This window comes from Paenibacillus periandrae (assembly GCF_022458865.1).
Lineage (GTDB): Bacteria > Bacillota > Bacilli > Paenibacillales > NBRC-103111 > Paenibacillus_S > Paenibacillus_S periandrae.
The window spans coordinates 98,030-122,266 of the sequence record NZ_JAJNMU010000021.1 but is presented as its reverse complement, the minus strand read 5'-3'; the positions used below and the strand labels follow the sequence as shown (position 1 = coordinate 122,266).

Sequence of the window (24,237 nt, the reverse complement as noted above, 5' to 3'; positions counted from 1 at the left end):
TGACTTCCCTTAGACATAAGGGAAGTTTTTTTCTTACTTTGGTATAATCCGTGATAGGAGCTGAGTGCAATGATTACATCTAAAGAGAATATGTGCGATTTTGCAATTCAATTATTTAAGGACTATGGGTACGAGAAAATCAGCATTAACTTGATTTGCAGTCAATTGAACGTAACGCGCGGCTCTTTTTATCATCATTTTAAAAGCAAGAACGATTTACTATTGTATTGGTTCTCTTCTCAAATTAAGAAGAACATTTTCTTGGATTTTGATATGGAGTCCCCAAAGCAAATTCTAAAAAAACATGCGATCAACTACGCAACGATCATTCAGCGAGCCGGCCATGACTTCATGTACCACATCTTAATGGCGGAATTCGAGCTTGAGGGCAAGCACTTTTATTCTTATCTTTCCGGTGAAGAACAAGCTATCATTTTAATTAATAAGGCTATTGCGCGCCAAGAAATTCAATCAACGAAACCCGCAAAGGAGCTACTCGACACGTTCTCAGCAGCTGTCATCGGCGTCATTGTGATGTGGAAGTTCGAGCAAGGCGCATTCGATATCGTAAACAAGATCGATGCTATTTTTGAGATCACCTATCGCTAACCTGTTTGGAAATGCTATGGTGCAAGTCGGCATAGAACGCCGGTGTGTTTCTTTATCGACTTCGTAGAGTTACATAAAGTGTTAAGTAGTTACTCCTGAAAAACTCAGCAAGTTCCAAGGCAAATCAGACCTGTTGATTAACCAGATTTTGTAACTCTAATCTCAACAGAGACATACGTTTGAATAAAGCGCTGAATACAAACAATCCATTCAACGGGTAACTTACCAAGAACGAAAAAGCGTGAAAACTGAACAAACGAGAGCCTTGCATGCCGAGGCATTCCCGTGGAAACGGCGTCAAACAACCTGGTGAGCAGAACATAGACCATTAAAGCCGTAAATAATTGGCCATACACGGCATTTTCGGTGGTGCCGAATAGCGTAGTAAGGTTCAAATGCTGCTTGATCCAGCGAAAAAAGACTTCGATCTTCCAGCGAGCTTTGTACATCTGCGCGATTTGCTCCGGTGTTACTTGCATCAAATCGGTCACCACTCGGATTTCACGGCCTTCGAAATCTCGAAAGATCACGACCCGATGGCGTTTTTCCGAACGACATTGAGGGGTTCCGAGCTGGCAGGTGATGTCGCGAATGACCGGAGAATCCGTGGGGCTTTGGCGACGCAATGCTTTTGGTTTTTCCAGATGGATATTGTCGCGTAGGCGAATGACGAAGGATTGTCCTTCTATTTTATAGCGATCCAGACGCTCCAGCTTGCCATATGCCCGGTCCATCACCAGGATAAAAGAGGACGGAGTCAGGCTTTCGCTTACGGGTCCGTCGTGTCGGGAGCCGACGGTTTCCACGACTTGCAGTGGTTGCTGCGTTTCGGCCTGAAGGGCCACATGCAATTTGATACCTGCTCGTTCACCATGATAAGGAGCCCAGGGTAAACGGGTTTTACCTACCGTCACCGTGGTGGAGTCGATGAGCAGCAGTTCCTTCGGGAAAGCCAGTTTTCGCCGAATTTCCCGGTTGCACTTACGGATAAGTAAATGAAGGAGTTCCTTAAATACGGCAAACGGTACTTCGGACGCTTTACTTGAAAACCGGTAATAATGAACTTCTGGTAAGCCACTGAGGGATGCACGATCGGCACCCGTGCGATAACTCGGCCATTCTTCGTAAGCCGCCGTGCACCAATACTGTAACAACTGGTGTACCGTAAATTTACGGGCTTTATCCTCGTACCCCACCTCTTTGACGACGGATTCGACCTCTTCTTGGCTCAAAATGGATTGAAGAATAGACAGGATCGTGGTAGACTTTTTCATGGAGTCGCCACCTTTCGGGAGTTTGTAGGGGTACAAACATTTTACCGATTTGGCGGCTCTTTTTCTACCATTTTGTGGTTATTCAACAGGTCTGATGAGAATTAGAATGATAGCCTATTTCATTACCGTCATATACAGCCTCGGTCACTGATTGGGGGTAAGAAGCCGCGTTTTGTCCTAGAAAGAAAAAAGGTTACCTTAGTATCATTTTCACGTAGAACTTTTAAAAGCTCCTTAGTATACCGAGTAGGTCCATCATCAATTGTGATAGCCACCCCACCCTTATCAACTGTATAAACCGGTTTCAGAGTTGAGATATTTTGTGGTTTGGTTAAATCGGGAACATTCGCTTCTTCTTTTGGCTTCCCGATCTCCGGGTTTAACTGGTTATCAACAATCTTATCAGGGGGGAGATTGGGGATATCCACCTCTGGCGGAGGTTTAACCTCCAATGTTTGTACTCCTGTTGTAACCGATTGATCCTTTTCTTGCACATTAATATCGGATCTTACACTTGTTGAATCTGAAAGAAGAGATTGACATCCTGATAGAAGGAGCGGAATCGTAAGACAAACTGCTCTTAGTTTAGCCGAAAACGTTGCACCGTTCAATTTCATTCTATATCCCACCTAAATGTACTATTTTCATTACTTTATATGATGATGGTGTATTCCCTTCACACAAAAAAGATGAGTAGCAAATTTAATAAAAAGGGCTCTAGGTCGCTGTGTTGGTATGAAGTCAAAGATGAAGTTGAGAATTTCCCTTCATCTTTATTCGTACTTCCTGCTAATAAGACTTCAAAATTAGCTATTAAGTTGCTCTCAAAATACTTATTTAAAGTACACTAATAAAAAAAGGAGCTTTCGCAAAGCCTCCTCCACTACCGTTTTCCGTTGTATTGAATCATTCTTGAGTTTTTCGGCGATATCCCTCTTCTAGGATTTGTTTCAAGCCTTCAGTTCTTTTTTGGATAAATGTGGTCCAAAATAGTTTTCCTTTTTCAGCCAGTTCCTCGTGCGAATAAATTCCTTCTTCAAACTTTCCCCAACAACCATCCAGCGTTAGCTTATCCCATCCTAAGTAATCAGCATAAAGACGGTTTTCTGTAGGTATATCAGATCCCATTGAATTGATTTTAACCAATTCAGGACAAAGCCACATAGCTGTGCAAATGGACAATGGCCCACCATGCATTTCGCTCAAATCATGAAAACCTGCCGCTTCAACTGCCGCTTCCCATGCCATATGATTATTATGATTTGCAGAAATTAAGATAATCTGAGGGTACTTGTAGTTAATATGCTTGACGAATGATCGCTCCCAATATGATCCCCCATGTCCAGTACAGACCAAAAACTTCTTAAAACCTTGTCTTAGTAGGTTGCAAATTATCTCCTCCAACATAGCCGTTAAAATATTGGGGCTTACCGTTACTGTTCCCTTGAAATTGGCATGTTCTTCAGAGGTATTAAACGGGATTGTAGGTAATACGTAAGCATTTAATTCTCTTCCATAAGCATCTGCGTATAACTCTGCGATAATCGTATCTAAATGCATGGGCAAGTACGGTCCAAATTGTTCTGTTGCTCCTACTGATAAAATAACTGTATCAATCCCACTAGTCAAAATTTCCGTTGTCGTGTTCTTAAAATTAAGTATAATAACACTCCCTAAAATACTCATTTTCTAAATACACATCAAAATTACACCATTTTCTAACATTTGTATATTCTTTCTAGATATTTGTAATACATTTCCCGTAATGTGTTCAAACACAAACTCCATACTTTGCGGCTTGCCAGAAGTGAGCTTCAGGTCGGGGGATTTCTTTTGCCTAAGTGGGCAATAGTGGATCCTAATGGTGGAATTCAGGAACAAATTTAAACCCGTCTGCGACATTTTTCGTTATCTTAAGGAAAAAACCGCCTCTCAGTAGTTAAAAACTACTGCGAGACGGTAACTTTCCAAATTAATATGGCAATTTAGCCAATTATAGATTTATCATTACTACTTGCAGCATCAAGAGATCGGCACGAAAATCATCCCTATGCTGTAGAGTATACACACCATAGAGTAAAGATTCTTTTCAAGTCAGCTTTCTTAGATTCAATCACTTATATCGCTTTTACTGCAGCATGTCCCATACTTTCCCAACAATTCACCCTCCTAGATAAAAATTATTCGGTTGATAAAAGTAGAAGTTTCTCCTCGAATCCACCGCGTTCTTCTTTCTTCTTTAATCTGATATTCTCAAACTCCTCTATTGAAACACCCTTGTTTTCAAGGATCGCATATATCAACTCAACTAGATCCGCCAACTCTTCAACCTGCTCTTTAGATTCCGAGGCAATGTACTCGTCAAGCTCTTCCTGAAGCTTCTCATTAAGCTTTTCAACGTATTCCTGGTCGTTCAATTTAATAATGATATAAGTAACGCCATTTGTATCCATTACTTGAGGAATTTTATCTCGGATAAGTTTGTTGTAAGTTTTCATCGATATCCCCCCATTTGATCAAAATACTAGCGCTAACTCAAATTGAGGCCGCCAACGATGTATTAATGAATTCACAGCAGTCTTGCTCATTTGTTGAAGAAACACATGCCTGTCCTTCACTGTTTTACTGTTTGTAGAATTAGTGTTTCGCGAAATGGATGGTGACTATCAATTAAAAAGTTATTTCGTTATGCAATTTCTCTAAGTATTTAATATCCGGAAGCAGCGCGAACTTATCGTTTGCACCTCTGTTACATGACTGACAAGACAAAACTAAATTCCAAACACCGTCCATATTAATGAGCGTTTCACGCTTTATCACTGTAAACCATTCAACATGAATCAAGTCCCCATCCTTACGCTTCGTTAACTTAATAATACCACAATTTGGATCGTGTGATCCTGAAGACCAAGACATCTGGAAAAAACCATTAAATTTGTTAAGATGTCTGTCGCTTTCATTCAATGAAATCCGAGAAAAAGCGGCTCTTCCGTAGATGGGGATAGAGCCGCTTTTTGCCATTGTTCCATGCTGACCTAACCTGTTTTTTGCTATACTTCAAACGTACCTATCAGCAGCCATTGTTTCAAGCCTTTTCAGAGTGGCGTTGACCTTGAAAACAACATGTTACTGTCTCCTTTATATCTTAATCGTTGTCACATGCTCTCACGATAAAAAAGGGACCAGCCAAAGCGCTCCTACGATCCAGCGGGGTGCCCATCTGCTATTCTCCTTCAAACAACCTTTCGCCTTTATGCAGCCTCCAGGCAATTTTAGCCGTATGCGGGAGCTCACGCGCGGTCGGCGCGTGTGCCGCCAAGTATCGAGTGCAGGCGAGTAGCATCGTTTCTTTGGCCTTCTCGGCAAAAGAGCCTGCCGCCGTTTGCCAGTGGTCGTATTCGGTCACTGCGGCCTCATACATTTGGAAAGAATGGAATTCCGCATCCTCCCGCAACAGCGCATGGCCAAGCGTGTTAAGTAGCGCTCCTGGCTCACCACCACCATGAATGTAGTTTATCACCCATTGCGCGGCCGGTCCTACCTGCTGGCGAAGATCGAGCAAATCGAGCAGCTCCTGATGGTTGGTCGGTGCGGTGGAGCCGGACGGCTTCGGACGCACAGCTGTCGGTACGTTTAAGAAACGGTCAAGATATACGCTGGCAGCTCCGTGAAATATCGCCCGCTGCAACAGCGGCTCATCTGATTGTAGCAGCCTTTCATGTACAGCGTGAGCATAAGTGAACGTATGGAGTACTGCAATCCAATCGCCAAAATCGTTCTGCGTATGGAAACGAACGATCCGTTCCGCGGCGGCCAAGGCAACGAGCTGCGCCAATTGCGCCGGAGCCGTTCCCGCGATGAGCAGGTCGCGCAGCAAAGCGATCGTCTGCTCCGGCTTATCGCTCAGCAGCTGCTGCAGTAATTGCTCTTCCGTATCATCAGACAGCTGCGCATCCGTTGACTCATCAACGAGCTGCGGCTGAGTCGCATTCTGCTCCAGCTCGTTGATTGCTTGCTTGATCAGCTCTACAAGGTTCAGTGGTGCCTGCCACTGGTGCAGCTCCTCGCTCCGTGTTGGACGAGCCATCATCGGCACGAGCGAAGTTAAAATCCGCTCCTTTTGTAACACCTCCGCCCACACCAGCACCTCAAATGCTTTGTTGTGGAAATCGAACACATGCCCGCCGTCCAAATAAAAGTGATCTGTTACGGCGATAAGCATCATTTCCGACAGTCGCTTCGTGTCAATGCCTTTCAAAATTGCGGTGATCAGCACTTTCTCTGCGCCCTGCGTATCCCGAACCTCTATGCAGCTGCGATACCACTCGGTCAACCTTTCGAACGGCACGTCTGCCGACGGTAACGCCGACAGCAAGTGGCGGGTTCCTCTGCCCGAGCTGCCTCGAGCAACATGGACAAGGCCTTGGTACAAGGCGAGTATTTTACCGTTCTTGTCCAGCTTGTCGACGCTTTGCGCCATCGCGGTAAGAATTGTAAGTCCGGCGTTCCAGCCCGTTCCATATGTCGTACCGAATTTGATGCCAATGCGAGCGATGTCCTGTTCTGGCACTCCCGCTTCGATCAGTCCGACGACCGCTTTCGCGATGACGATACCAATATTTTGCTCGAGTCCTTCTTTCAGTTTATGTTTATATTTTTCCGAGCCTTCCGCTCTTCTGGAAACCGGATTTACCCACACTTCGCCGCCCTCGACCCGCACTTCATACGACGGAACATCGTCAGCCCACGGATCAAGCGTACCGCCGCTGCAGACGTCAAACCGGGCATGATGCCAATGGCACGTCAATATCCCGTCGCACAAGCTCCCCATATGGAGCGGAAAGCCTAAATGCGGACAGCGGTTATCCACTGCAAATACTTGGTCTTCATGATAAAAAACAGCGATACCGCTACGTATAATCTTTGTGCCCACTTGTTTAAGCGCTTCCAAATTGCCTGCTGAAATCCAGTTTAAGCTGACGCTCATCGATACAGCCTCCTTTTTTTCTCAGGTTACACTTCAAACTACAACTATCGTATCCCATCAGGACCCTCTGTGTTCTCTCCCATAATTTATTATACCTTAATGTCCCGGCCAAGACTTCATTTGCCCTATTTGCCTCCGCCAAAAGTAGAAGTTCGTGCCGATGTTAAATCTTTTTAGGCTTTCAAGGGTACGCGTTGGCTGGCCGTTCTTCCGGTTCATTCTTTCAAACTTGCTATATTAATATAGTGTAAGCATATCAGATAGTAGAACATTATCCTATCTACAGATCCCGTATAACACACTATTACTATAGCCTCACAATTCAGGACTTGAACCCTATTGATAACGCCAATGTTTGGGCGCACTAAAATAGAAGGACTTAAACCGCGAGGGTCCAAGTCCTTCTATTCATAAGAGTCTATTGGGATGTATCGGTTGCGTGTTTGATACCTGGGCGTTCGAGCGAGCCCGTAACTGTAGGGTAAGTTATAGGATCCGCTGTCTAACGGATGATGATATCTACTTTTAGCGTAAGCTCCTATCCCTTCACCTATAAGAATTATGCAAATACCGATTACTATGACCAACAGAAGCAATAGACTATTGTAAGGTATTCCGTTCGTTGACTGGAGTGCTCAGGCTATTCCGTGTCAATTACAGCTAACTCTTAATTCAAATACAACCAATTCCCCAGAGTTCAATATCCCCTGCTCCGTTGGGAAGACGATCCAAACCCTGTCTCCCCGTATACGTCACAATTCCGATACCTAACAACACCCGCTCAAGCTCTTCAGACAGTTCGCCGACAACAAAGGTGGCCACAACATAGCAAGTCGTGTATGCGTTTTTGACTTTTACCTCCAGTCGACGGGATAAATGGTCATGAGTACGCAATCGGCAACGACAAATCGATCACTCTCACTCAGGTGCCTTCTTTCCTGCAAGCTTATTATCCAAATTTCACTTCTGTTTGACTTGAACTATCGTTTCCTCTACAGACCACGGGGTGAAAGGCCCACAGCGGGAACATGGTATTATTAGCACCTTTTCGATTTAGCTTATGAGTTAGTTAACATCTCTTTAATTAGTCTTTTTTGTTCATTTGGCATTCCTTCTGGCCAATCGTCGATATCACAATAAATCATTTCTGAAATCTCAGCACTCGGCGTAAATGTCCCGTTAACAATTCTGCCTCTAAATATTAGATCTACTCTTACTGGGTTTTGTCCAAATATGGCTTTAGCTAGCCCGGTAATTTCTACTTTCAGTTTAGTTTCTTCATATATTTCTCTTTCCAAAGCAACTTCAGGTTTCTCTAATTCCATCCAACCGCCCGGAACTCCCCACGGCTCTGTACGATATACATGCCTTAATAACAAAACTTGACCTGTTTCATTTGTAATAATTCCTAATACTGATACAAGGAACTTATTTTGTGCTCTGTACACAACCCAGTCCTTAAATTTCTTAAAAGGCACATGTTTATACATGTAAACAAGCCAATCATGAGGTATTAAGTTTATTAACTTCGATAGCAAAACATCACCTGCTTCTAATTAAACTATTGCCATTACTTTGAAGTCTTTTGAAACGAACAACCTCTTTGTTCCTCCCACTTGTCTCATCCTTTCATTTTTTATCATTGCGCTGAATGCACATAACACCTTATTTGCGAACTTCGAAAATACCAGTGTTTTTATATTATTCACGAATCCAAAACCCATATCTATGAATCAACCCAATAATACCACATAATGGAAGTATTAACGACAAAAAAACCTAAAACCAAAGGTATTAGAGGCTCTTATTCACACTATTCCATATTCCCTTTAGTACCCTAAAGCGTCACTACTTTTCGCCATTACTTATGATATGGCTCACCGCGTTTGATCTTAAACTATCCGTTACTTTAATAAACAAAAACGAAGAGCTGCCACGCGGAATGCTCCTGGACTATCGTTCTCCGTTATAGCTTAATGAGTAGTCAGCCGCAGACAGATTATTTGAGATGATTACCTCGGTGATAGTATACTTTTGTTTTTGTTATTTGTTCAATTGTACATATGTACTTAGGTATGAGTTTGTTTATTACATAGTCGTGATCGTACTTATGAGGATCAAAGTTGAAATTGCTATCATTACTCATTAGAGCTACACCAAAATTGCAACCTTTTGGCACAGTAGAATCCCATTCATATAGTTTATCTTCCTCAAATGGCTTTGACACATTGATTTCTATTCGATTTTCATCATACGTCCATCCCCAATTATTTTCATTTTCATTATCGAATTGAAATTCATCTAAACTTAAGGACATTCTTAGCAATTTGATTAATTCCTCTAAAGTATAATCCGAGTTAAAAGCAAGACGTTCATTTATTATCATAAAATAATACTTACTTCCTTATAGGTCTGTTAAATTTTTGGTTAATTATATCACGGAATAACCCAAGTGTTGTTGAAAAATATTGAACTAACCTCCCGTTAACGTAATGGGGGCTGCCGATCGTGTTGGCAGCCTCGTCCTGGTGTTATTGTGCTAACGTTCCTCGTTTGATCAACAACGAGAAATAATTTACTACGATATACCTTTTTGGTGTTTGATTATAAACTCTGGGCTCGTTACATACTCCATGTAATTTACCACTCCGTTAAACTCCAAATAAGCCTGATAGCGAGTGCGAATAGCTGGATGTGTAATGAAATCAAGAACTCTATATTTCGCCACCCAGCGGCTATCTGTTGTTTCTTCAGAAACAGCTAACTCCCCGCCAACAGGTTTACATACGAAATCAAATATAACTTGCGTAGGAACATCAGTCACGCCATCATACCATTTAAAAATACCTGTATTCGAATAGACACCAATTAAGTAGCTAACCGTGGTGTCTATTCCGCTTTCCTCTTTGATTTCACGAACCAAAGCGTCCATCAGATTTTCTCCAACTTCCACTTGACTACCAGGATAAACCCAACCACCGTCACGAGTTTTTACTAAAAGGATATTTCCTTGCCCATCTTCCACAAATCCACCTGCGGATACTATGTGCGTTGGAAATGGCATATTACGTCCCTCCTTTATCGGCAATGTTCTATATTTATTCAATTACCTTCTTGCATTATCCTGCCCGTGGCACAACGCGGCTGCCGATCTATGCCAGCAGCCGCATCTTAATTGTTTATTGAGCTATAGTTCCCAGTCGTATTATGAGGTCAGCCAGTTTTTACTGGTTGACCACTTTTGTTTTAGTGGTGTATTTGTCAGTAGCCGGGGCAGATCGTTCGTTCCCCTGGGTCTGTAACCCGTCGCTAAAACTGATTGCCCCCTTCTTATAGAAACCATGTTTAAGCTGGTTGAGACGATTAGATCTCGCATAACAAGCGATGTTGTGGAACTATGAGGAGTGTTAGGGGTACCGGCAATTTTATTAAAAGGGAGAGTGCTTCATGAATCCAGTCATAGGTCTGGATATTTCAAAAGGAAAAAGTGATGGGCAAGTCTTCTTGGGCAAAGGCAAACCTTTTGGAAATCCGTTTTGTTTTCAACATAATCAGGAAGGTCTTAAACAGCTCTTAGACGTCATTTCTAAAGTACAAGATAAGGCTGGGAAAGCTCCTACTGTAATATTGGAGTCCACAGGACACTACCATCAGGCAGTCATTCAGTTCCTGGAGGAACACGGTATTCTGTTTCTCGTCGTAAATCCGCTCATTTCGCATCAAGCTAAGAAATCGAGTCTGCGCAAAGTAAAAACCGATGCTGTCGATGCTTACCGATTATGTGAGTTGTACTACAAAGAGGAATTCGAAGACCATAAACGACGAGGAGTCGAATTACTGAATCTCCGCCATTTAACGCGACAGTTTGAGTCACTTACCCAAATGTATGTACAGATAAAGTTGCAATTCCAAGCGGTTCTAGATCAGGTTTTTCCCGATTCTAGACTGTTCCGGTGATTTATATTATAGCGACTTAAGACAAATGACTTTTCCTTAAAAGCAAAAACACCTAAAATTCACAAAAGTAAACAACCACTAACGAACTCTATTTTCCACTAACGGACTTTATTTTCCACTAACGATCTTTATTTTCCTTGATCAGTTGTTACTTCTGTTCCTGTTGCATTAAACAACTCCAGCACCCATTTCATGATCCATTTTCTAAAAGCTATGGCAACAATAACTAACACCGCTACGATCAGCAAAATCTCCAACGTCCCGAGCCCATCCTCATCGCTCCAAAAATTCTGAATCCCTTTATTCACAACACTTATTTTCGTCATACAAACACACTCCATCCTTATTGTAGTCAATTCATTGTATATATTTCAGTTTCACTTATTGCTCCATCATCAAAATTGCCGGTGCCGCTACCACAATCATGACAACCAGGAATATGAACACCATCGGAAACACCATTTTGGATGAGGCCTCTTCTCCAAGTGTTTTGGCAATGGATTTTCGCTTTTCCCATAAGGTAAAAGACAGCTCCTTGAGTGACATCACCAGCTCATCGCCACCTCTTTTGTAATTGAGCAGCAATGTAGTCGTGAACAAGGATACCTCCTGCACTCCGCAGCGTTTATTGAAATCTTCCATTGATTTGGTGAAAGAGGCGTTCATCCCGATTTCATAAGCAGCAATTGAAAGCTCCGTTAACAACGGACTTTGCTGTACATTTGGATTTCGCTCGATGCAGCGCATCAACGCCTTTTGCACAGTTTCTCCTGCATTTACAAGCAGTACAATTTGATTCACCATTTCCGGCAAATCAAGCAGCATCTGTCTTTTTTTCTTGAGAAGCTGACTTGCCAGATTTTTGTACAGGAGAAACGGTAAAAACAATAAAAGCCCACTCCCATATGCAAGCATTTCCGCCCCTACATCCGAAGCCCATCCAAGAAAAGTGCTTCCTATAACGATCAGAATCGAATACGAAACCATTCCGACAATAAAGCATTTGGTGCGAATCATAGCGGTCTTACTTCCGTATAAACCAAACATCATATGGTGTATCTTTGAGATACTTTCAGGCAACCGATCGGCTACCCTCAGCTTGTCCATCAGCCACAGCGATACTGGGGCAACAATAGTAAGCTTTAACAGTACTTGGTGCTCCTTGACAAATCCCTTATACAGCGGGTTTGCCAGCATTAAAATCACTCCAGCAATCACAAGCTCTACACACAGCAAAGCCAGCATGTACACAGTCGATCATCACACCTTAATATTCATAATCATTTTTGTTATGCCAAAGCATCCAAGAAGTATCAGTAATGCTGCGCTCATGATTAAATATCCTGTTAACCCTTTGTACATCGGTTCCATGTAATCCGGAGAACTGAAGCTAAGCACAGCAATTACGATAACGGGTGCAAAAGCAAGCACTCTCGATTCAAAACGTTTTTGTGCCATCATGACCGCAATTTCCTGCTGAATGTCCAGCTTTTCCTGAATAATCGAGGCTGTACGCCGGATGACATGAACCAGATTACCTCCCGTTCGCTTGCAGGTTGCAAATACTTCTGTAAATTGCTGAATATCATCAATCTGTGTCCGTTCACTCAAATCCTTAAGGGCCATCTCAATCGTTTCTCCATTTTCAATTCGCCGATTAATCGTTTCCAGCTCCTTCACAATGAGCGCACGTGGATCCGGATACAACAACCTCAAATCAACTAGTGCTTCCTGGAATGCATTTTCAACCGATTTACCTGCCCCCAAGGCTGATGATAACGAAGCTAATGCTTGCTTGAACTGCAATTGAAGAAGCGCCTTGCGTTTGCGGATAAGATCTTTTCTACGGATTTTCGGATAGTAGATACCTGCCAATGAGATCAGTAAAGCAGCAATCACATGCTGATAAAATACATAACCAATCCCACCCAAAATCCCCATAGCTATTACCACTGTAACGATTAATTCTACCGAACTCATTTCGTACACATTGTACTGGAGCAGTTGAGGACCCTTTGCTACCTGGTTGGGTTTATTCGAGCGTTTGGAAGTGATATATATCCAAAAGCCACCGCCCAGCAATACTGCCACCATTACAATATACAAGCTGCTGTCTCCTTTCCTTTGGTGACTAAACTCGGTTTACAGAGCATAGCCCGACATAGCCAGCTTCTCCTGCCTAGTCAGCACATTCCCTGTCAGCATAAGCTCACCGATCACACGACCCTCCTTGTCATCTCCCCTTTCTACAAATTCGAATAACCGATTCAACTTGACCTCGCCCCCTTCCATGCCAATGATCTCACTGATCTCAGTCACTCTGCGCGAACGATCACGAAGCCGTTGGAGGTGAATCATAATATCAATCGCTGAACAGATCTGTTTGCGTACAACTTCAACGGGCAGTGCTGCACCGCTTAACACCATCGTTTCCAGTCGGCTGAGCATATCCGTACTTGAATTCGCATGACCAGTAGAAAGGCTTCCATCATGTCCAGTATTCATGGCGGATAGCATATCCAGAGCCTCTGCGCCACGTACCTCTCCAACTATGATTCGATTAGGTCTCATACGGAGCGAGGAACGGATCAAATCACGTATCGTGATCTCGCCTTTTCCTTCCGTATTGGCATTTCGAGTTTCCATGCGCACTAGATTCGGTACTGTTCGGATTTGCAGCTCTGCTGAATCCTCGATTGTAATAATCCTTTCATCGTCAGGGATATATTGCGACAGAGCATTAAGAAAGGTTGTTTTTCCGGAGCCTGTGCCACCTCCAATGAACAGATTGTATTTGGCTTTCACCAAATTTATTAGAAAATCAGCCGCTTCTTTTGTTAATGCACCTCTGGCTACTAAATTATCCAGTGTCAGAGGAGATTCCGGGAATTTACGGATTGTCATGGCAGGCCCTTCAAGTGCCACAGGCGAGAGCACCACATTGACACGTGATCCGTCCAACAGCCTGGCGTCCACAATCGGATTAGCCTCATTGACTGCTCGGTTTACTTTGGCAACAATCGCCTGAATGACGTCCTCCAGCTTCTCCTTGCTTTCGAATTTCACATTCGTTAATCGGACACGACCCTCCTGCTCGATAAATATTTGATCGTGACGGTTAATCATGATTTCCGTAACCGCTGGATTATCGACCAAGGGCTGCAAAACGTCCAACCCTCGAAATGAGTTAAAAAGCCTCAGTACCAAAGCGTGCTTTTGCCCGGCGGTCTGATAGTGGTCAAAGGAGAGCGCAAATACCTCCTGCTCCACCATATCCATCAGCTGCTGGTCCGTCACCGAATAAGATAAATCGAGCTTTTCTTTGATTGATTGTTTTAAGCCAGCGAAATCTTCATCCGACAGCATAGCTATGTGCCTCCGCCCGGAATGAGGATAATAAGGACAACTTGGAGAGCCCTTCACTGAAAACCCCTCTTACCTGCAAGGCTTCAACAGCAGCATGTGCTTTCCATTCGGGAATATAGGGCAAATACCCAGCAATCGCAGCAGGCAAGGTTGAACGGTCATTCAATAAATTTCCATTGAATTTGTTCACGACTACATAAAGCTTACGCCCCCAATCCGCCTCATGATCATCTAAACTTGAACGCAGCAGATTCATTAATACTTGTGTTTTGTCCCAATGAACTCGATCATCAAGCACTAGCCATAGGACCTGGTCACTAATCCGCAAAGCAGCTTTGGTTCTGGGTTGAAGAGCTGAATCCAAATCAAGGATGATGTAATCGTAGGCTCCTGTTGCAAGCACTGAACGTATCAAGGATTGTGTATCCTTATCGGTTATTTCATCCATTTCTGCAGGCTCGCACATACCCGGAAAATAATCAAAACCCATAACTGGATGCCGTCTCTTATACAGCTCTACCTTTGCCGTCTGCAATTGTTCACTCGTTTTCCCATAGTACAAAATGCGCGATAAATTATTTTCTGCTTGCTTCAAGCCGTCATCCAGCCATGATAAGGAGGGCAGCTGTTCCAGGTTCAAATAAAATACCCGCTTCCCCTGATAGACCAGCTCTCGTGCCAAATGAGTCGCTGTGACTGTCTTCCCGCTTCCGCCAACTGTGGAGTACACGGAAATGACCTCTGCCGAATGATTGCCTCTTAATCTTGGACTCGACGTATACTCATTAAAGTGTGAGATAATATGTGAAACAAACTGATTCAGCGGCTGATATTTGCACAAGATTGGATATTCCATTACATCCGCTGCAACAGGAACATCGCTTAGAATGATTAAACAACCATGCTGCTGTTGAAAAACCCTTTCTGGAAGTGGCATAAAGCTTTCATGCACCAATAAAATGTAAGGTTCTTTAGACCGCTCAATATAATCAAAGCCTTGTTCCTTGTTCGAAAACGTCGTGAACATGAACTTCTCCGCATGCTCAGAGGTTCGAATATAGGAAGAGCACATATCAACGAAATAATGATCCTCCTCCAACAAAACGAGTCTCATCTTCCCCATACCGATATCCCCCCTGTCGGTGTAATTCAACTTATTTAGTGGCTCCTTAGCAACGATTGTTTGGTGAAGCAGCGTCTCTACATCTCCCCCTTTATTTGCATGATTCCACTGATCACGAGGATGACCGCTACAATCGCCAACACGATGGCAGCCTTCACGTTATTGTTAATGTGCGCACCTCCTTATCCAAATACGAACGCAAAAAAAGCACTCGCTAAACAAGAAACTTCTTGTTCAGCGGTGCTTCCGCATTTGTTTTTCATATTTACGTTGATTATAGCACAACAAATGGTTTTTTCAACCCTTATATTGTAAATTTTATTTTTTACATGGTAGAGCCCAAGACCAAAAAAACATCATTCAATAATTTGAATCAGCATTCCAAATAAATATTCCAATTCCTGGATCGAGATGTCGAGAGCTTCGGCTTGCTGAGAAAAGCTGAGATTAGGGTTTTGCTTGAACAATTTTAACAAATCTATTAAACAATTTAAAGAAGGGTTCTCTACTTCAGAGCTCTTTCTCTTGTAAGCTTTATTAGAACCGACCTGCTCAATAATTCCAAAGTCGATCAGTTTATCGATCCATTTAACAATGTCCGCGTGCGTCACGTCAAGAAAATTAGCCATCACCTTATGAGGAAGCGTACAACTGCCATCCTCCAGACTTTTGAGGTCTATGAGTTTAAGCAGCCTATTGTAATTTTCAATACGTACGATAAGAGGATCTACAATATCTGCAGTAAATATAGTATGCATACATTCTCCATGATTTCGTAATTAATAACCTTTATGAACGCCTACGGTTCATGTCAGCCAAACAAAAAGCAGTGCTGCAAGGGCTGGAAGTCCCTGAACAAGCAGGATTGACTTTTTGGCAGTCACTCCACCGAAAATCGCTGCTACAATAACACATAACAGAAAAAAGATTTGAAGTTCTTTTGCTACCTCCACATGAGAGTGAAACAAGCTCCAGATCAAACCAGCTGCCAAAAAACCATTATACAGTCCTTGATTAGCTGCAAGTGACTTTGAAGCTTCCGCTACTGCCGGTGTCATACCAAAAGCTTTCAAGCCCTTGGGTTTGGTCCACATAAACATTTCCAAATATAAAATATACAGATGCTCTATTGCAACTAATGCGACTAAAATTTTAGCAATAATGATGACAGTTACCCCCATTCCCAAATTGTTGACCCTATAAGTCGTTTGTTGGACTCGAAAGTTTATTGGACGGTGGTTGATTCGTTTCCTGCATGTAGCATATCGCTTGATCGTAAGCATCAGGAGTCATATAGTTAAGGGCGAGCGTGTACTTATTGGACTGGAAAAACATCCGAACTAATGAACTGCTAGTTTGCATGTAGGGTGTGTACGGCGATAAATAAATCGTATCCGCTTCTGTTGAATTACGAACAAATTGCTCCAATTGGAGCTCATAGTCCAAATCAGTCGCATTGCGAATTCCCCGGATCACAACGTCAATCTTGTGCTCATTAATGTAATTGGCCACGATGCCTTCAAAAGGTACAATATGCGCTCGCGTATTATATTCCGCAGGAATCGAAAGTCTGACTAATTCCGTTCTTTGCTGTAATGTAAAGTAATGCGACTTGGCCCGGTTGTTGGCTATAATAATATGCACTTCGTCAAATAAATTAAAGGCACGTTCAATAACAGACACATGTCCTAGGGTAATGGGGTCAAAGCTTCCTGCATAGACGGCTTTCATGAGTAATCACTCCTTAGCATCTACAAGTCTTTTTTACTTGGTGTTAGCCCTTTGACATCCATCCTATTTGTCCATATCCAATAATTACCTGCAGCACCAAGCACGTATGTAGTATCCCATTACTTATTTGATATGTCAGGTCTGCGGCACGAATAGGAAGGCAAGCAGGGTAATCGCCAAAAAAATTGCGACGGGCACGAGCAGTCTTGTTAACAAATAATCTCCCATTATTCGCTCCTAATCTGTAACACCTGAAGGCTTTCTTATCACAAGTGAAGATACTTATTTCAAATTGGTCACAGCCAGCTCCCATAAAAACTTTGGTTTACCATAACGATGTAGGACAGCTTCTTCTATGTAGGTGAGTTGCCATTGATGAAACAATTGTTCGAGTCGCTCCTTATCAAAAAATCGCTTTTTGTGTCCCTCATTTTCATAGTAACCAGCTTCGATTTCCTGACCTACACCTGCACCAAAATTGACGTCTTTTATAGAATTCACTCTGCATAATAAATAACCATCTGATTGCAAAACACGCTGCAGTTCATTGATAATAGCTATCGTCGCTTCCCACGAGAAATAATGCAAACTCAAATCGGCGATAATCACAATGGCGCTATTATCAGCAAAAGGCAGCGGCTCCAGCAAATTCACCGCCCGTGTATCCGCAAGCGGAACATGCCGCCGCACTCGCAGCAGCGCTTCCTCCGACCAATCACAGGAAATGACGTCAAATCCACGTTCAGATAGAAACAAGCTGTCACACCCATTTCCACAGCCAAGGTCAAGAACAGCAGTATGTCGGGAAGCCTCCAGCACATCCATATGCTTCACAAGCCAATCGTCATATACTGGAGGCTGATCTTCATCTTTTATGTTATAAATAGAGTTCCAGTTCGATAATTCGCCACTTCCTGCATACTCGTTTGCCATTCCGAGCCTGGCCTCCTTTAACCATTGCGATAATTGTGTTCCATGCTTTTCATAAACCTGCTACGCTTTGATAAAAAACAAAGTGAGCTCCTCGCGGTTATGAAATAATTGCTTGGCCTTTTGCACAGTGAGCTCCGGTGATAAATCGCCTACAAGCTCCCGAACTGTTTGAAAAGCTTTTTTATGCATCAATTTAACCGTAATGATCGCCGTTCCTCCTGTAATCAGTGCAGGTAAAAGCCCTTTAATAAGCTTGCCCATTTGTCTTGGACTCCAGCTCATATCACAAACAATCAACTCAAAGGAAGCATCCTGCAGCTTAACATCGGCAGCATTTTTTTGATGGAAGGTCAGATTTTTGTTTTTTAGCAAATCCTTATCCAGCTTGGCCGGATCGATTGCTGTCACCTTGATCCCCCGTTCCAGCAGCAGCGAGGTCCAGCCTCCTGGTGCAGCTCCGACGTCTAGCGCCGTCTTGTATTGTGTTAAATCAAGACCGAATACCTGCTCAGCCTCTAATAGCTTGAACTTGGCACGTGACAGTTGCCCTTCTTCTTTGCGATAGCGTATCGCACCGCCTGACCAATCAGACAAATTGTGTTCCGGCTTGGAGACGCCGATATAGGCAATGCCCGGAACCAAATAAAGAGACACGATCAAATCCGAGCCTTTGGCAACGGGAATTGTTGCGTACGTTTCCGTCAATATATGGTCAAGTGCCTGTTTATATTCACCTTGTGAAATGCCCGTCGTAAGCTCCTCGGTTTTACGAACCTGCACGGCAACCTTGCTCTCTGCGTCTAACTGAACAGAATTGATAGCCCACGACTGCAGCGAAGCCAATTCACCATCCCAATCAAGCTCCGCGTCCACAGGCTGAATATGGCGAAGAAACATCGGCTCTTGCGTTGTCAGCTTGAGAATAACTTCAGATTTGCTCACTGGAAGCTGGAAAAGAAATATCTCATTAGGAACCAGATGCGCAAACTTGATAGGCGATCCAAACAACCTTAGAATTTCCTCCTGTGCCTGCTGTCCATAGCCGCGATTGGCTGTACCGATAAAAGCGCTGCTTTGCAGCTCATCCACACTCATTACCCGAGTACCTTGATCCAGGGACGGCCTTGAAACCATTCAAGAGTAACCGGAACCTGAAATGCACTCAACAAATTTTCTTCATTCAATACGTCTTCCTTACGGCCAGAGGCTACGAGCTTGCCATCGTCAATCAACGCAACATGTGTGAACATCGGCATAATTTCCTCGATATGATGCGTGACATACAATACAGTAATATTTTGCTTGCCAAGCTGATTAACGGTTTCAAGCAACCGCTCACGCTCAAATAAATCCAAGCCCGAGCAAGGCTCGTCCATGATCAGAATCGAGGGGCTTGTCATTAATGCCCTGGCCAGCATCACCTTTTTGCGTTCCCCTTGCGATAGCGTGCCGAGTGGCTGTTCTGCCAGATGTGAAAGACGTATTTCATCCAGCATCCCGAGTGCCTTTGTACGCACCTTAGGCGATATTTCCTGATAAAAACGCAAAAAAGCATATTCGCCGGTAGCGATGACCTCCCATACGGGATCAGCCGGATTCAGTTTTTCGTATAAGGATTGACTAATGTACCCGATTTGTTTACGTACTTCTCTCACATCACATTGTCCATAAAGATGATCCAGAACCTGGACCTGCCCAATGCTTGGGAATTGATATCCATTAATCATCTCCAGAATCGTCGTTTTGCCCGATCCATTTTTCCCAAGAATGACCCAATGTTCACCTAGTTGTACCTGAAGCTCAATATTCGATAAAATCGCCCGCTCCTCGCGGATAAAATGTACATTACTTAATGATATTACGTGCTGCATAATACAAGATCACAACCTATTCTTTGCTGTATTGGCAATGGTTTGAAGCATATCGTGAGGCATCGGTCCGTTAACCAGCTTAACGTTATCCGGCTTGCTCCGGTATAAAAGCTGATACATCGCTTGTTTACCGCTCCAGCTGGAGGTATGTAAATAAATTTCATTGGGAAAACGCTGAGAAGACGCCAGGAAACTCGCTACCTGCAGCCCGGTTGGTTGACCCCATCCCAGATCAAAATCTAGAGACAAAATGCCAACCTCACACTCCTTAAGCAATAATATACATTCCTCTGCATTGTGGGCAGCTACAAAACCGGCAGGGCACAGACGTACGTCGTCCAAATAAACATGAATGATAGCAATCACCCTCCATAGAATCTCTATGAGCAGCATGGTATGACATGACCGTGTTCCTCCGAAACTACCTCATGCAAACATTGTATAATATTTTCACAGCCTTGTAACGCTCCCAGATGAAAATACACGAATCCGTAGTCTATATATTACCAAATAAAGTCTATGTTATGCCAAGAATAGAGCTTATCTTCGTTTAAATCAGGTTATCCATCGTCAGAACAAGATCTGATTCTGATCCAACCTGACTTCGGGTAACTGTCCTTTTCTTATCCTTTGTCAACTGGTTGTTAGCTCTGGCGGACTTTTGTCGTAATCGTTGGATGCGCTTCTCCAAATCTGCGATACCACTTTCTTGCACATGTTCGAGTGATTTTGATGATTGACGTTTTCCAGTTGACCTAACACCTCCGCCCCCATAGGAACGCTTTAAAGAATGCTGTCGCCATGCTTTGTCTAGTGCTTGCTCGGCATAGGACAGAGCCAACCCATACTGCTTCTCTCGATGCTCATAATGCATGGACAATTCGACATAAGCGTCCAATGAAGCTGTCGTGCGTTCTTTTCTGCGCTCCACATACAGTTCCCACAAATCCCGCGCTGCTGTATAACGGTGCTGCTGCTTATACACCTGGGCTAGCGGCAGCAAATAGTCATCAGCCCCTTGCTCTTCTTCCTCACTGTCTGCACCTGTAATCCGCTTGGCCAGACACTCCAGTGCTTGCTCTGACATCCACTGCTGGTTCAGCTTGTCCAACCATACACCCAGCCGATACAGCTCTTCCAAGCCCATGTCCTTAAAATTGCTTTTCCCGCTCAAAATCCTTGCAAAATGAATCGATAAACCAGCCAACGATAAAATATCGAGTTCATTATGAATAAATACGCCCTCGACAATAGAAACTTTTCGTTCTGCCAAATATTGAAAATAGAGCACAGGAGCAAGCGCTCCTGCCACATCATCCTTACGTACAACGCCAAGCTGTTCCTCCTCTACCTTACCCAACCGACATGAGGGTAGTGTATGCTTCCACAAACTGCGCGATGGGTATAAAAAGTCAAAGTGTCCAGCAATCTGGGTGTCCAGCTGCATACGATTCAAAATATAACGGTTCTTAATGATCGGCCAATCAAAAGTTTTGCCGTTATACGTCACCAAATAAGGATGCTCGGCTATTTTCTCGTGCAGATGATGAAGCATGCCCAGCTCCTCACCCGGATCACGAATAAACATCTGCTCTACGACAAACTGATCTTTTTCATAAAAACCGATACCGATCATAAAAGCGACGTTTCCCGTACCAATCCCAAGACCTGTTGTCTCCGTATCGAGATATAGCAATTTTTCATGAGTTAGACCATCCTGCTCCTCTGGAGTCACTGCCTCAGCTCCCAGCAGATGGAGCAGCTTATCGGACTGTCCCAACAGTTCACTCAACGCGTAATGCCCATGCTTGGCCTGCTGGTCATAGTAACGCCGTCTCATCACAAACGAGCCCCATTCATTGTGTTCCATATGAGCGTCAATTACTGACCATTCCGATGTCTGAACAGAAGTATCCAATGCAGCAGCGGGTTTCGTTTGGCTTCCCGACGATTTGTGGCGCAGCAGCCTTTCACGAAGTCCACTCATTGCGTTACCTCCAGCCGTCGCAGCAAGCTGAGTGAAAGCTGCTTACCCATCAATCCAACCTCTTCAATGGGCCCAACACAGGCAGGACAGCCGCTTAAACATTGACAGTTTGAAATAAGCCGCTTCGCTTCAGCTATTAATTCACCATGGACGTCATATAGTCGTTCACTCAAGCCCACACCCCCAGGATAACTATCGTAGAAAAATATCGTTGGCAGCTTATTGTGAATAGCACGTACCTGCGGCACTACACGAATATCCCGTGGATCACACATCAAATAAAGCGGTGCGATATGCACCAATACATTGGATAAGCCGAGCAGCGCAAACTGCATATCATTAACCGAGGTTTCCGCTGAGGCTTGTTCCGAAAAGGTAAACCAATAAGAGCTGGTGTGCAGCTCCTCCTCAGGCAAATGAATCGGTCCTGAGCCAATATTCTCGTGAGTCCGCAATCTGATTTTTTTGAAAATAGTCGGTTTTGCATTCAGAGTTACTTCGCCATAATTACGATGCAGTCCATGCTCCTCCACTTCGCGGTGTACATGAAGCACCTTTAGCTGGACGGCCATGCTTGCGTCTGTAAAATAATCGACATTCACCTGGCGTACGAACGCTTTTTTCTCTTCATAGTCAAGCTTTTCCACCTGGAACTGAATGCCCTCATGGATATAGATGGCTTCTTCATGAATCATAGTCGGTGCACTGAATCGATCCACTTCTCCAATAACCCGCGTACCATTAGTCATATCTACTATGACAAAGTTTTCCTGAGCTGCGGAGCGTAATGAAATATCATGGGCAGGGAAAGACTGATCCATCCAATACCAACGATTTTTCACGACGTGCAGGATATGCTCCTCGGTCAAAAATTCCAAAACATCCTTTAATGATTCGCCACCGAATTGCTCTCCCTCTTCAAAAGGAAGCTCATACGCCGCACATTTGACATGATCGACCAATATGATCAAATTATCAGGATGAATTCGCGCCTGCTCAGGTGGACGTTCAATGAAATATCGTGGATTTTGGATCATATATTGATCAAGCGGGTTGCTGCTTGCAACCAAAAACGTGATGGAGCTCTCCTGCCTTCTGCCTGCGCGTCCGGATTGCTGCCAGGTGCTGGCAATCGTCCCCGGATATCCGTTAAGCACACATGCCTGCAGCTGTCCGATATCAATACCCAGCTCCAGGGCATTCGTACTGACGACTCCGCGAATCTCTCCATTACGCAGTCCGCGCTCAATCTCCCGTCGCAGCTGGGGCAAATACCCGCCGCGATAACCGCGAATCGACTTGTCTCCCAACTCATGCTTGATCAGGTCCTGCAAGTACGTAAGCAGCAGCTCAACACGTACACGACTTCTGGCAAATACAATCGTCTGTACACCTTGCTTGAGCAGCATGCCTGCTATTTTACGGGTTTCCAATACACTGCTCTTCCGTATACCTAATTGTTGATTTACAACAGGCGGATTATAAAAAACAAAATGCTTTTCACCAGCTGGAGCTCCGTTGCGGCTGACCAATGAAACGGGTTCGCCGATCAGACGCTCTGCGTGCTCCTGTGGATTATCAATGGTTGCTGACGCACATATAAATTGTGGAGAGGAACCGTAGAATCGACAAATTCGCTTCAGTCTTCGAATCACATTGGCTACATGACTGCCAAATACGCCGCGATATGAGTGGACTTCATCAATGACGATATACTTAATATTTTCGAACAGCTTAACCCACTTGGTATGGTGGGGAAGAATAGCGGAGTGGAGCATATCCGGATTGGTCACAACAATGTGACCTGCATTGCGAATAGCCTGCCTTACCGTTGGAGGCGTATCCCCATCGTAGGTGTGAGTCTTAATATCGGCTCCCATCCGGTTAACGGTTTCCTGAAGCTCTGATACCTGATCTTGAGCCAACGCCTTAGTCGGAAACAAATATAGCGCACGTGAGCTATCATTATTCAGTATTTCCTGTAAAACCGGCAGGTTATAACAAAGGGTTTTACCGGATGCAGTTGGAGTTACGGTAACAACGTGATGGCCTGCTGCTGCCTCGCGAAACGATTGCGCCTGGTGCGTATACAGCCCTTCAATTCCTTTGACCTTCAGAGCAGCTAACAAAATGGGATGAAGCTCAGACGGGAATGCATCATACATCGGATCACGCGGCGGAATCGTATGCCAGTATGTAACCTGAGACATCAGCTCTGGAGTATTTTTCACTAATTGGATCATTTCATCTATGGAATCAACCTTGCCGGTTAATGGGTTCATGGGATCAAGCTCCTCATTTAAAAGCCGGATTGTAGTAGCTTATATTATAGCGAATGTACGTTCTTATATCAATTATTTGTTTATCCTGCTGGGCACATATAAAATAGCCCTGAACGG

General features: G+C 43.8%; 27 protein-coding genes and 1 pseudogene. 3 read left to right on the top strand and 25 right to left on the bottom strand.

All coding sequences use genetic code 11. The features are described from left to right. Window positions 1-69: 69 nt before the first annotated feature. On the top strand, window positions 70-609 hold the full coding sequence (locus LRL21_RS31200) for a TetR/AcrR family transcriptional regulator (RefSeq protein ID WP_240419675.1): 540 nt from the start codon (window positions 70-72) through the stop codon (window positions 607-609). Window positions 610-746: 137 nt separating this feature from the next. Here the strand turns inward: LRL21_RS31200 and LRL21_RS31195 are convergent, their stop codons facing one another. From LRL21_RS31195 to LRL21_RS31150, 11 genes are all read right to left on the bottom strand, one after another. Beyond that, window positions 747-1,883: an IS4 family transposase gene (locus LRL21_RS31195; RefSeq protein WP_240419674.1), complete on the bottom strand. Its 1,137-nt coding sequence runs from the start codon at window positions 1,881-1,883 to the stop codon at window positions 747-749. Between the two features lie 82 nt (window positions 1,884-1,965). Next, the gene (locus tag LRL21_RS46950) at window positions 1,966-2,031 is read right to left on the bottom strand and encodes a hypothetical protein (protein ID WP_420832511.1); all 66 of its coding nucleotides are present in this window, start codon (window positions 2,029-2,031) and stop codon (window positions 1,966-1,968) included. Further along, window positions 2,012-2,500, bottom strand: coding sequence for a polysaccharide deacetylase family protein (locus LRL21_RS31190; RefSeq protein WP_275900985.1), 489 nt, complete (start codon window positions 2,498-2,500; stop codon window positions 2,012-2,014). Before LRL21_RS31190 ends, LRL21_RS46950 begins: the two co-directional genes overlap by 20 nt. Before the next feature lie 289 nt (window positions 2,501-2,789). Continuing rightward, entirely contained in the window at window positions 2,790-3,569 is a 780-nt protein-coding gene (locus tag LRL21_RS31185; RefSeq protein WP_240419673.1) for a creatininase family protein, read from the bottom strand. Between the two features lie 494 nt (window positions 3,570-4,063). Continuing rightward, window positions 4,064-4,381 carry a nucleoside triphosphate pyrophosphohydrolase gene (locus LRL21_RS31180; protein WP_240419672.1) on the bottom strand — a complete coding sequence of 106 codons (318 nt, stop codon included), beginning with the start codon at window positions 4,379-4,381 and terminating at the stop codon, window positions 4,064-4,066. A 172-nt stretch (window positions 4,382-4,553) separates the two neighbouring features. Further along, on the bottom strand, window positions 4,554-4,904 hold the full coding sequence (locus LRL21_RS31175; protein ID WP_240419671.1) for a hypothetical protein: 351 nt from the start codon (window positions 4,902-4,904) through the stop codon (window positions 4,554-4,556). Between the two features lie 202 nt (window positions 4,905-5,106). Next, entirely contained in the window at window positions 5,107-6,870 is a 1,764-nt protein-coding gene (locus tag LRL21_RS31170) for a Rieske (2Fe-2S) protein (protein WP_240419670.1), read from the bottom strand. A 672-nt stretch (window positions 6,871-7,542) separates the two neighbouring features. Next, window positions 7,543-7,764, bottom strand: a complete 222-nt coding sequence (locus tag LRL21_RS31165; RefSeq protein ID WP_240419669.1) for a hypothetical protein — start codon at window positions 7,762-7,764, stop codon at window positions 7,543-7,545. A 164-nt stretch (window positions 7,765-7,928) separates the two neighbouring features. Then, complete coding sequence (locus LRL21_RS31160; RefSeq protein WP_240419668.1) at window positions 7,929-8,408, bottom strand: NUDIX hydrolase; 480 nt, start codon at window positions 8,406-8,408, stop codon at window positions 7,929-7,931. 461 nt (window positions 8,409-8,869) lie between these two features. Then, window positions 8,870-9,256 carry a hypothetical protein gene (locus tag LRL21_RS31155; RefSeq protein ID WP_240419667.1) on the bottom strand — a complete coding sequence of 129 codons (387 nt, stop codon included), beginning with the start codon at window positions 9,254-9,256 and terminating at the stop codon, window positions 8,870-8,872. Between the two features lie 192 nt (window positions 9,257-9,448). After that, a complete protein-coding gene (locus LRL21_RS31150; RefSeq protein WP_240419666.1) occupies window positions 9,449-9,934 on the bottom strand; it encodes an NUDIX hydrolase in 486 nt (161 codons plus the stop codon). A 383-nt stretch (window positions 9,935-10,317) separates the two neighbouring features. On the opposite strand from LRL21_RS31150, the pseudogene LRL21_RS31145 reads away from it, so the two are divergent. Further along, window positions 10,318-10,809: pseudogene (locus LRL21_RS31145) on the top strand (IS110 family transposase); the annotation flags it as partial. A 146-nt stretch (window positions 10,810-10,955) separates the two neighbouring features. Here the strand turns inward: LRL21_RS31145 and LRL21_RS31140 are convergent. Genes LRL21_RS31140 through LRL21_RS31120 form a run of 5 tightly spaced genes read right to left on the bottom strand, consistent with a single transcriptional unit; the run spans window position 10,956 to window position 15,316 of the window. Further along, a complete protein-coding gene (locus tag LRL21_RS31140) occupies window positions 10,956-11,153 on the bottom strand; it encodes a Flp1 family type IVb pilin (protein WP_240419665.1) in 198 nt (65 codons plus the stop codon). Window positions 11,154-11,208: 55 nt separating this feature from the next. Continuing rightward, complete coding sequence (locus tag LRL21_RS31135) at window positions 11,209-12,072, bottom strand: type II secretion system protein (RefSeq protein WP_240419664.1); 864 nt, start codon at window positions 12,070-12,072, stop codon at window positions 11,209-11,211. A gap of 15 nt (window positions 12,073-12,087) precedes the next feature. Beyond that, a complete protein-coding gene (locus LRL21_RS31130) occupies window positions 12,088-12,933 on the bottom strand; it encodes a type II secretion system F family protein (protein ID WP_240419663.1) in 846 nt (281 codons plus the stop codon). Between the two features lie 36 nt (window positions 12,934-12,969). Continuing rightward, window positions 12,970-14,193: a TadA family conjugal transfer-associated ATPase gene (locus LRL21_RS31125; RefSeq protein ID WP_240419662.1), complete on the bottom strand. Its 1,224-nt coding sequence runs from the start codon at window positions 14,191-14,193 to the stop codon at window positions 12,970-12,972. Beyond that, a complete protein-coding gene (locus tag LRL21_RS31120; protein ID WP_240419661.1) occupies window positions 14,180-15,316 on the bottom strand; it encodes an AAA family ATPase in 1,137 nt (378 codons plus the stop codon). The genes LRL21_RS31125 and LRL21_RS31120 overlap by 14 nt, the downstream gene beginning before the upstream one ends. A 95-nt stretch (window positions 15,317-15,411) precedes the next feature. Between LRL21_RS31120 and LRL21_RS45845 the strand changes: the two genes are divergently transcribed. Then, a complete protein-coding gene (locus LRL21_RS45845) occupies window positions 15,412-15,534 on the top strand; it encodes a hypothetical protein (protein ID WP_275900984.1) in 123 nt (40 codons plus the stop codon). A gap of 138 nt (window positions 15,535-15,672) precedes the next feature. Here the strand turns inward: LRL21_RS45845 and LRL21_RS31115 are convergent, their stop codons facing one another. From LRL21_RS31115 to LRL21_RS31075, 9 genes are all read right to left on the bottom strand, one after another. Next, entirely contained in the window at window positions 15,673-16,074 is a 402-nt protein-coding gene (locus LRL21_RS31115; protein ID WP_240419660.1) for a hypothetical protein, read from the bottom strand. A 48-nt stretch (window positions 16,075-16,122) separates the two neighbouring features. Further along, a complete protein-coding gene (locus LRL21_RS31110) occupies window positions 16,123-16,497 on the bottom strand; it encodes a DUF1304 domain-containing protein (RefSeq protein ID WP_240419659.1) in 375 nt (124 codons plus the stop codon). A 16-nt stretch (window positions 16,498-16,513) separates the two neighbouring features. Next, window positions 16,514-17,047, bottom strand: a complete 534-nt coding sequence (gene coaD / locus LRL21_RS31105) for a pantetheine-phosphate adenylyltransferase (RefSeq protein ID WP_240419658.1) — start codon at window positions 17,045-17,047, stop codon at window positions 16,514-16,516. Between the two features lie 282 nt (window positions 17,048-17,329). Continuing rightward, window positions 17,330-17,980 (bottom strand): class I SAM-dependent methyltransferase, encoded by a 651-nt coding sequence (locus LRL21_RS31100; RefSeq protein WP_240419657.1) that lies wholly within the window; start codon window positions 17,978-17,980, stop codon window positions 17,330-17,332. Between the two features lie 60 nt (window positions 17,981-18,040). Beyond that, window positions 18,041-19,075, bottom strand: a complete 1,035-nt coding sequence (locus LRL21_RS31095; RefSeq protein ID WP_240419656.1) for an SAM-dependent methyltransferase — start codon at window positions 19,073-19,075, stop codon at window positions 18,041-18,043. Further along, a complete protein-coding gene (locus tag LRL21_RS31090) occupies window positions 19,075-19,851 on the bottom strand; it encodes an ABC transporter ATP-binding protein (protein WP_240419655.1) in 777 nt (258 codons plus the stop codon). The genes LRL21_RS31095 and LRL21_RS31090 overlap by 1 nt, the downstream gene beginning before the upstream one ends. 9 nt (window positions 19,852-19,860) lie before the next feature. Next, the gene (locus LRL21_RS31085) at window positions 19,861-20,244 is read right to left on the bottom strand and encodes a cyclic-phosphate processing receiver domain-containing protein (RefSeq protein WP_240419654.1); all 384 of its coding nucleotides are present in this window, start codon (window positions 20,242-20,244) and stop codon (window positions 19,861-19,863) included. A 157-nt stretch (window positions 20,245-20,401) separates the two neighbouring features. Next, window positions 20,402-21,838, bottom strand: coding sequence for a ribonuclease H-like domain-containing protein (locus LRL21_RS31080; RefSeq protein ID WP_240419653.1), 1,437 nt, complete (start codon window positions 21,836-21,838; stop codon window positions 20,402-20,404). Further along, complete coding sequence (locus LRL21_RS31075) at window positions 21,835-24,120, bottom strand: DEAD/DEAH box helicase (protein ID WP_240419652.1); 2,286 nt, start codon at window positions 24,118-24,120, stop codon at window positions 21,835-21,837. Before LRL21_RS31075 ends, LRL21_RS31080 begins: the two co-directional genes overlap by 4 nt. Between the last annotated feature and the right edge of the window lie 117 nt (window positions 24,121-24,237).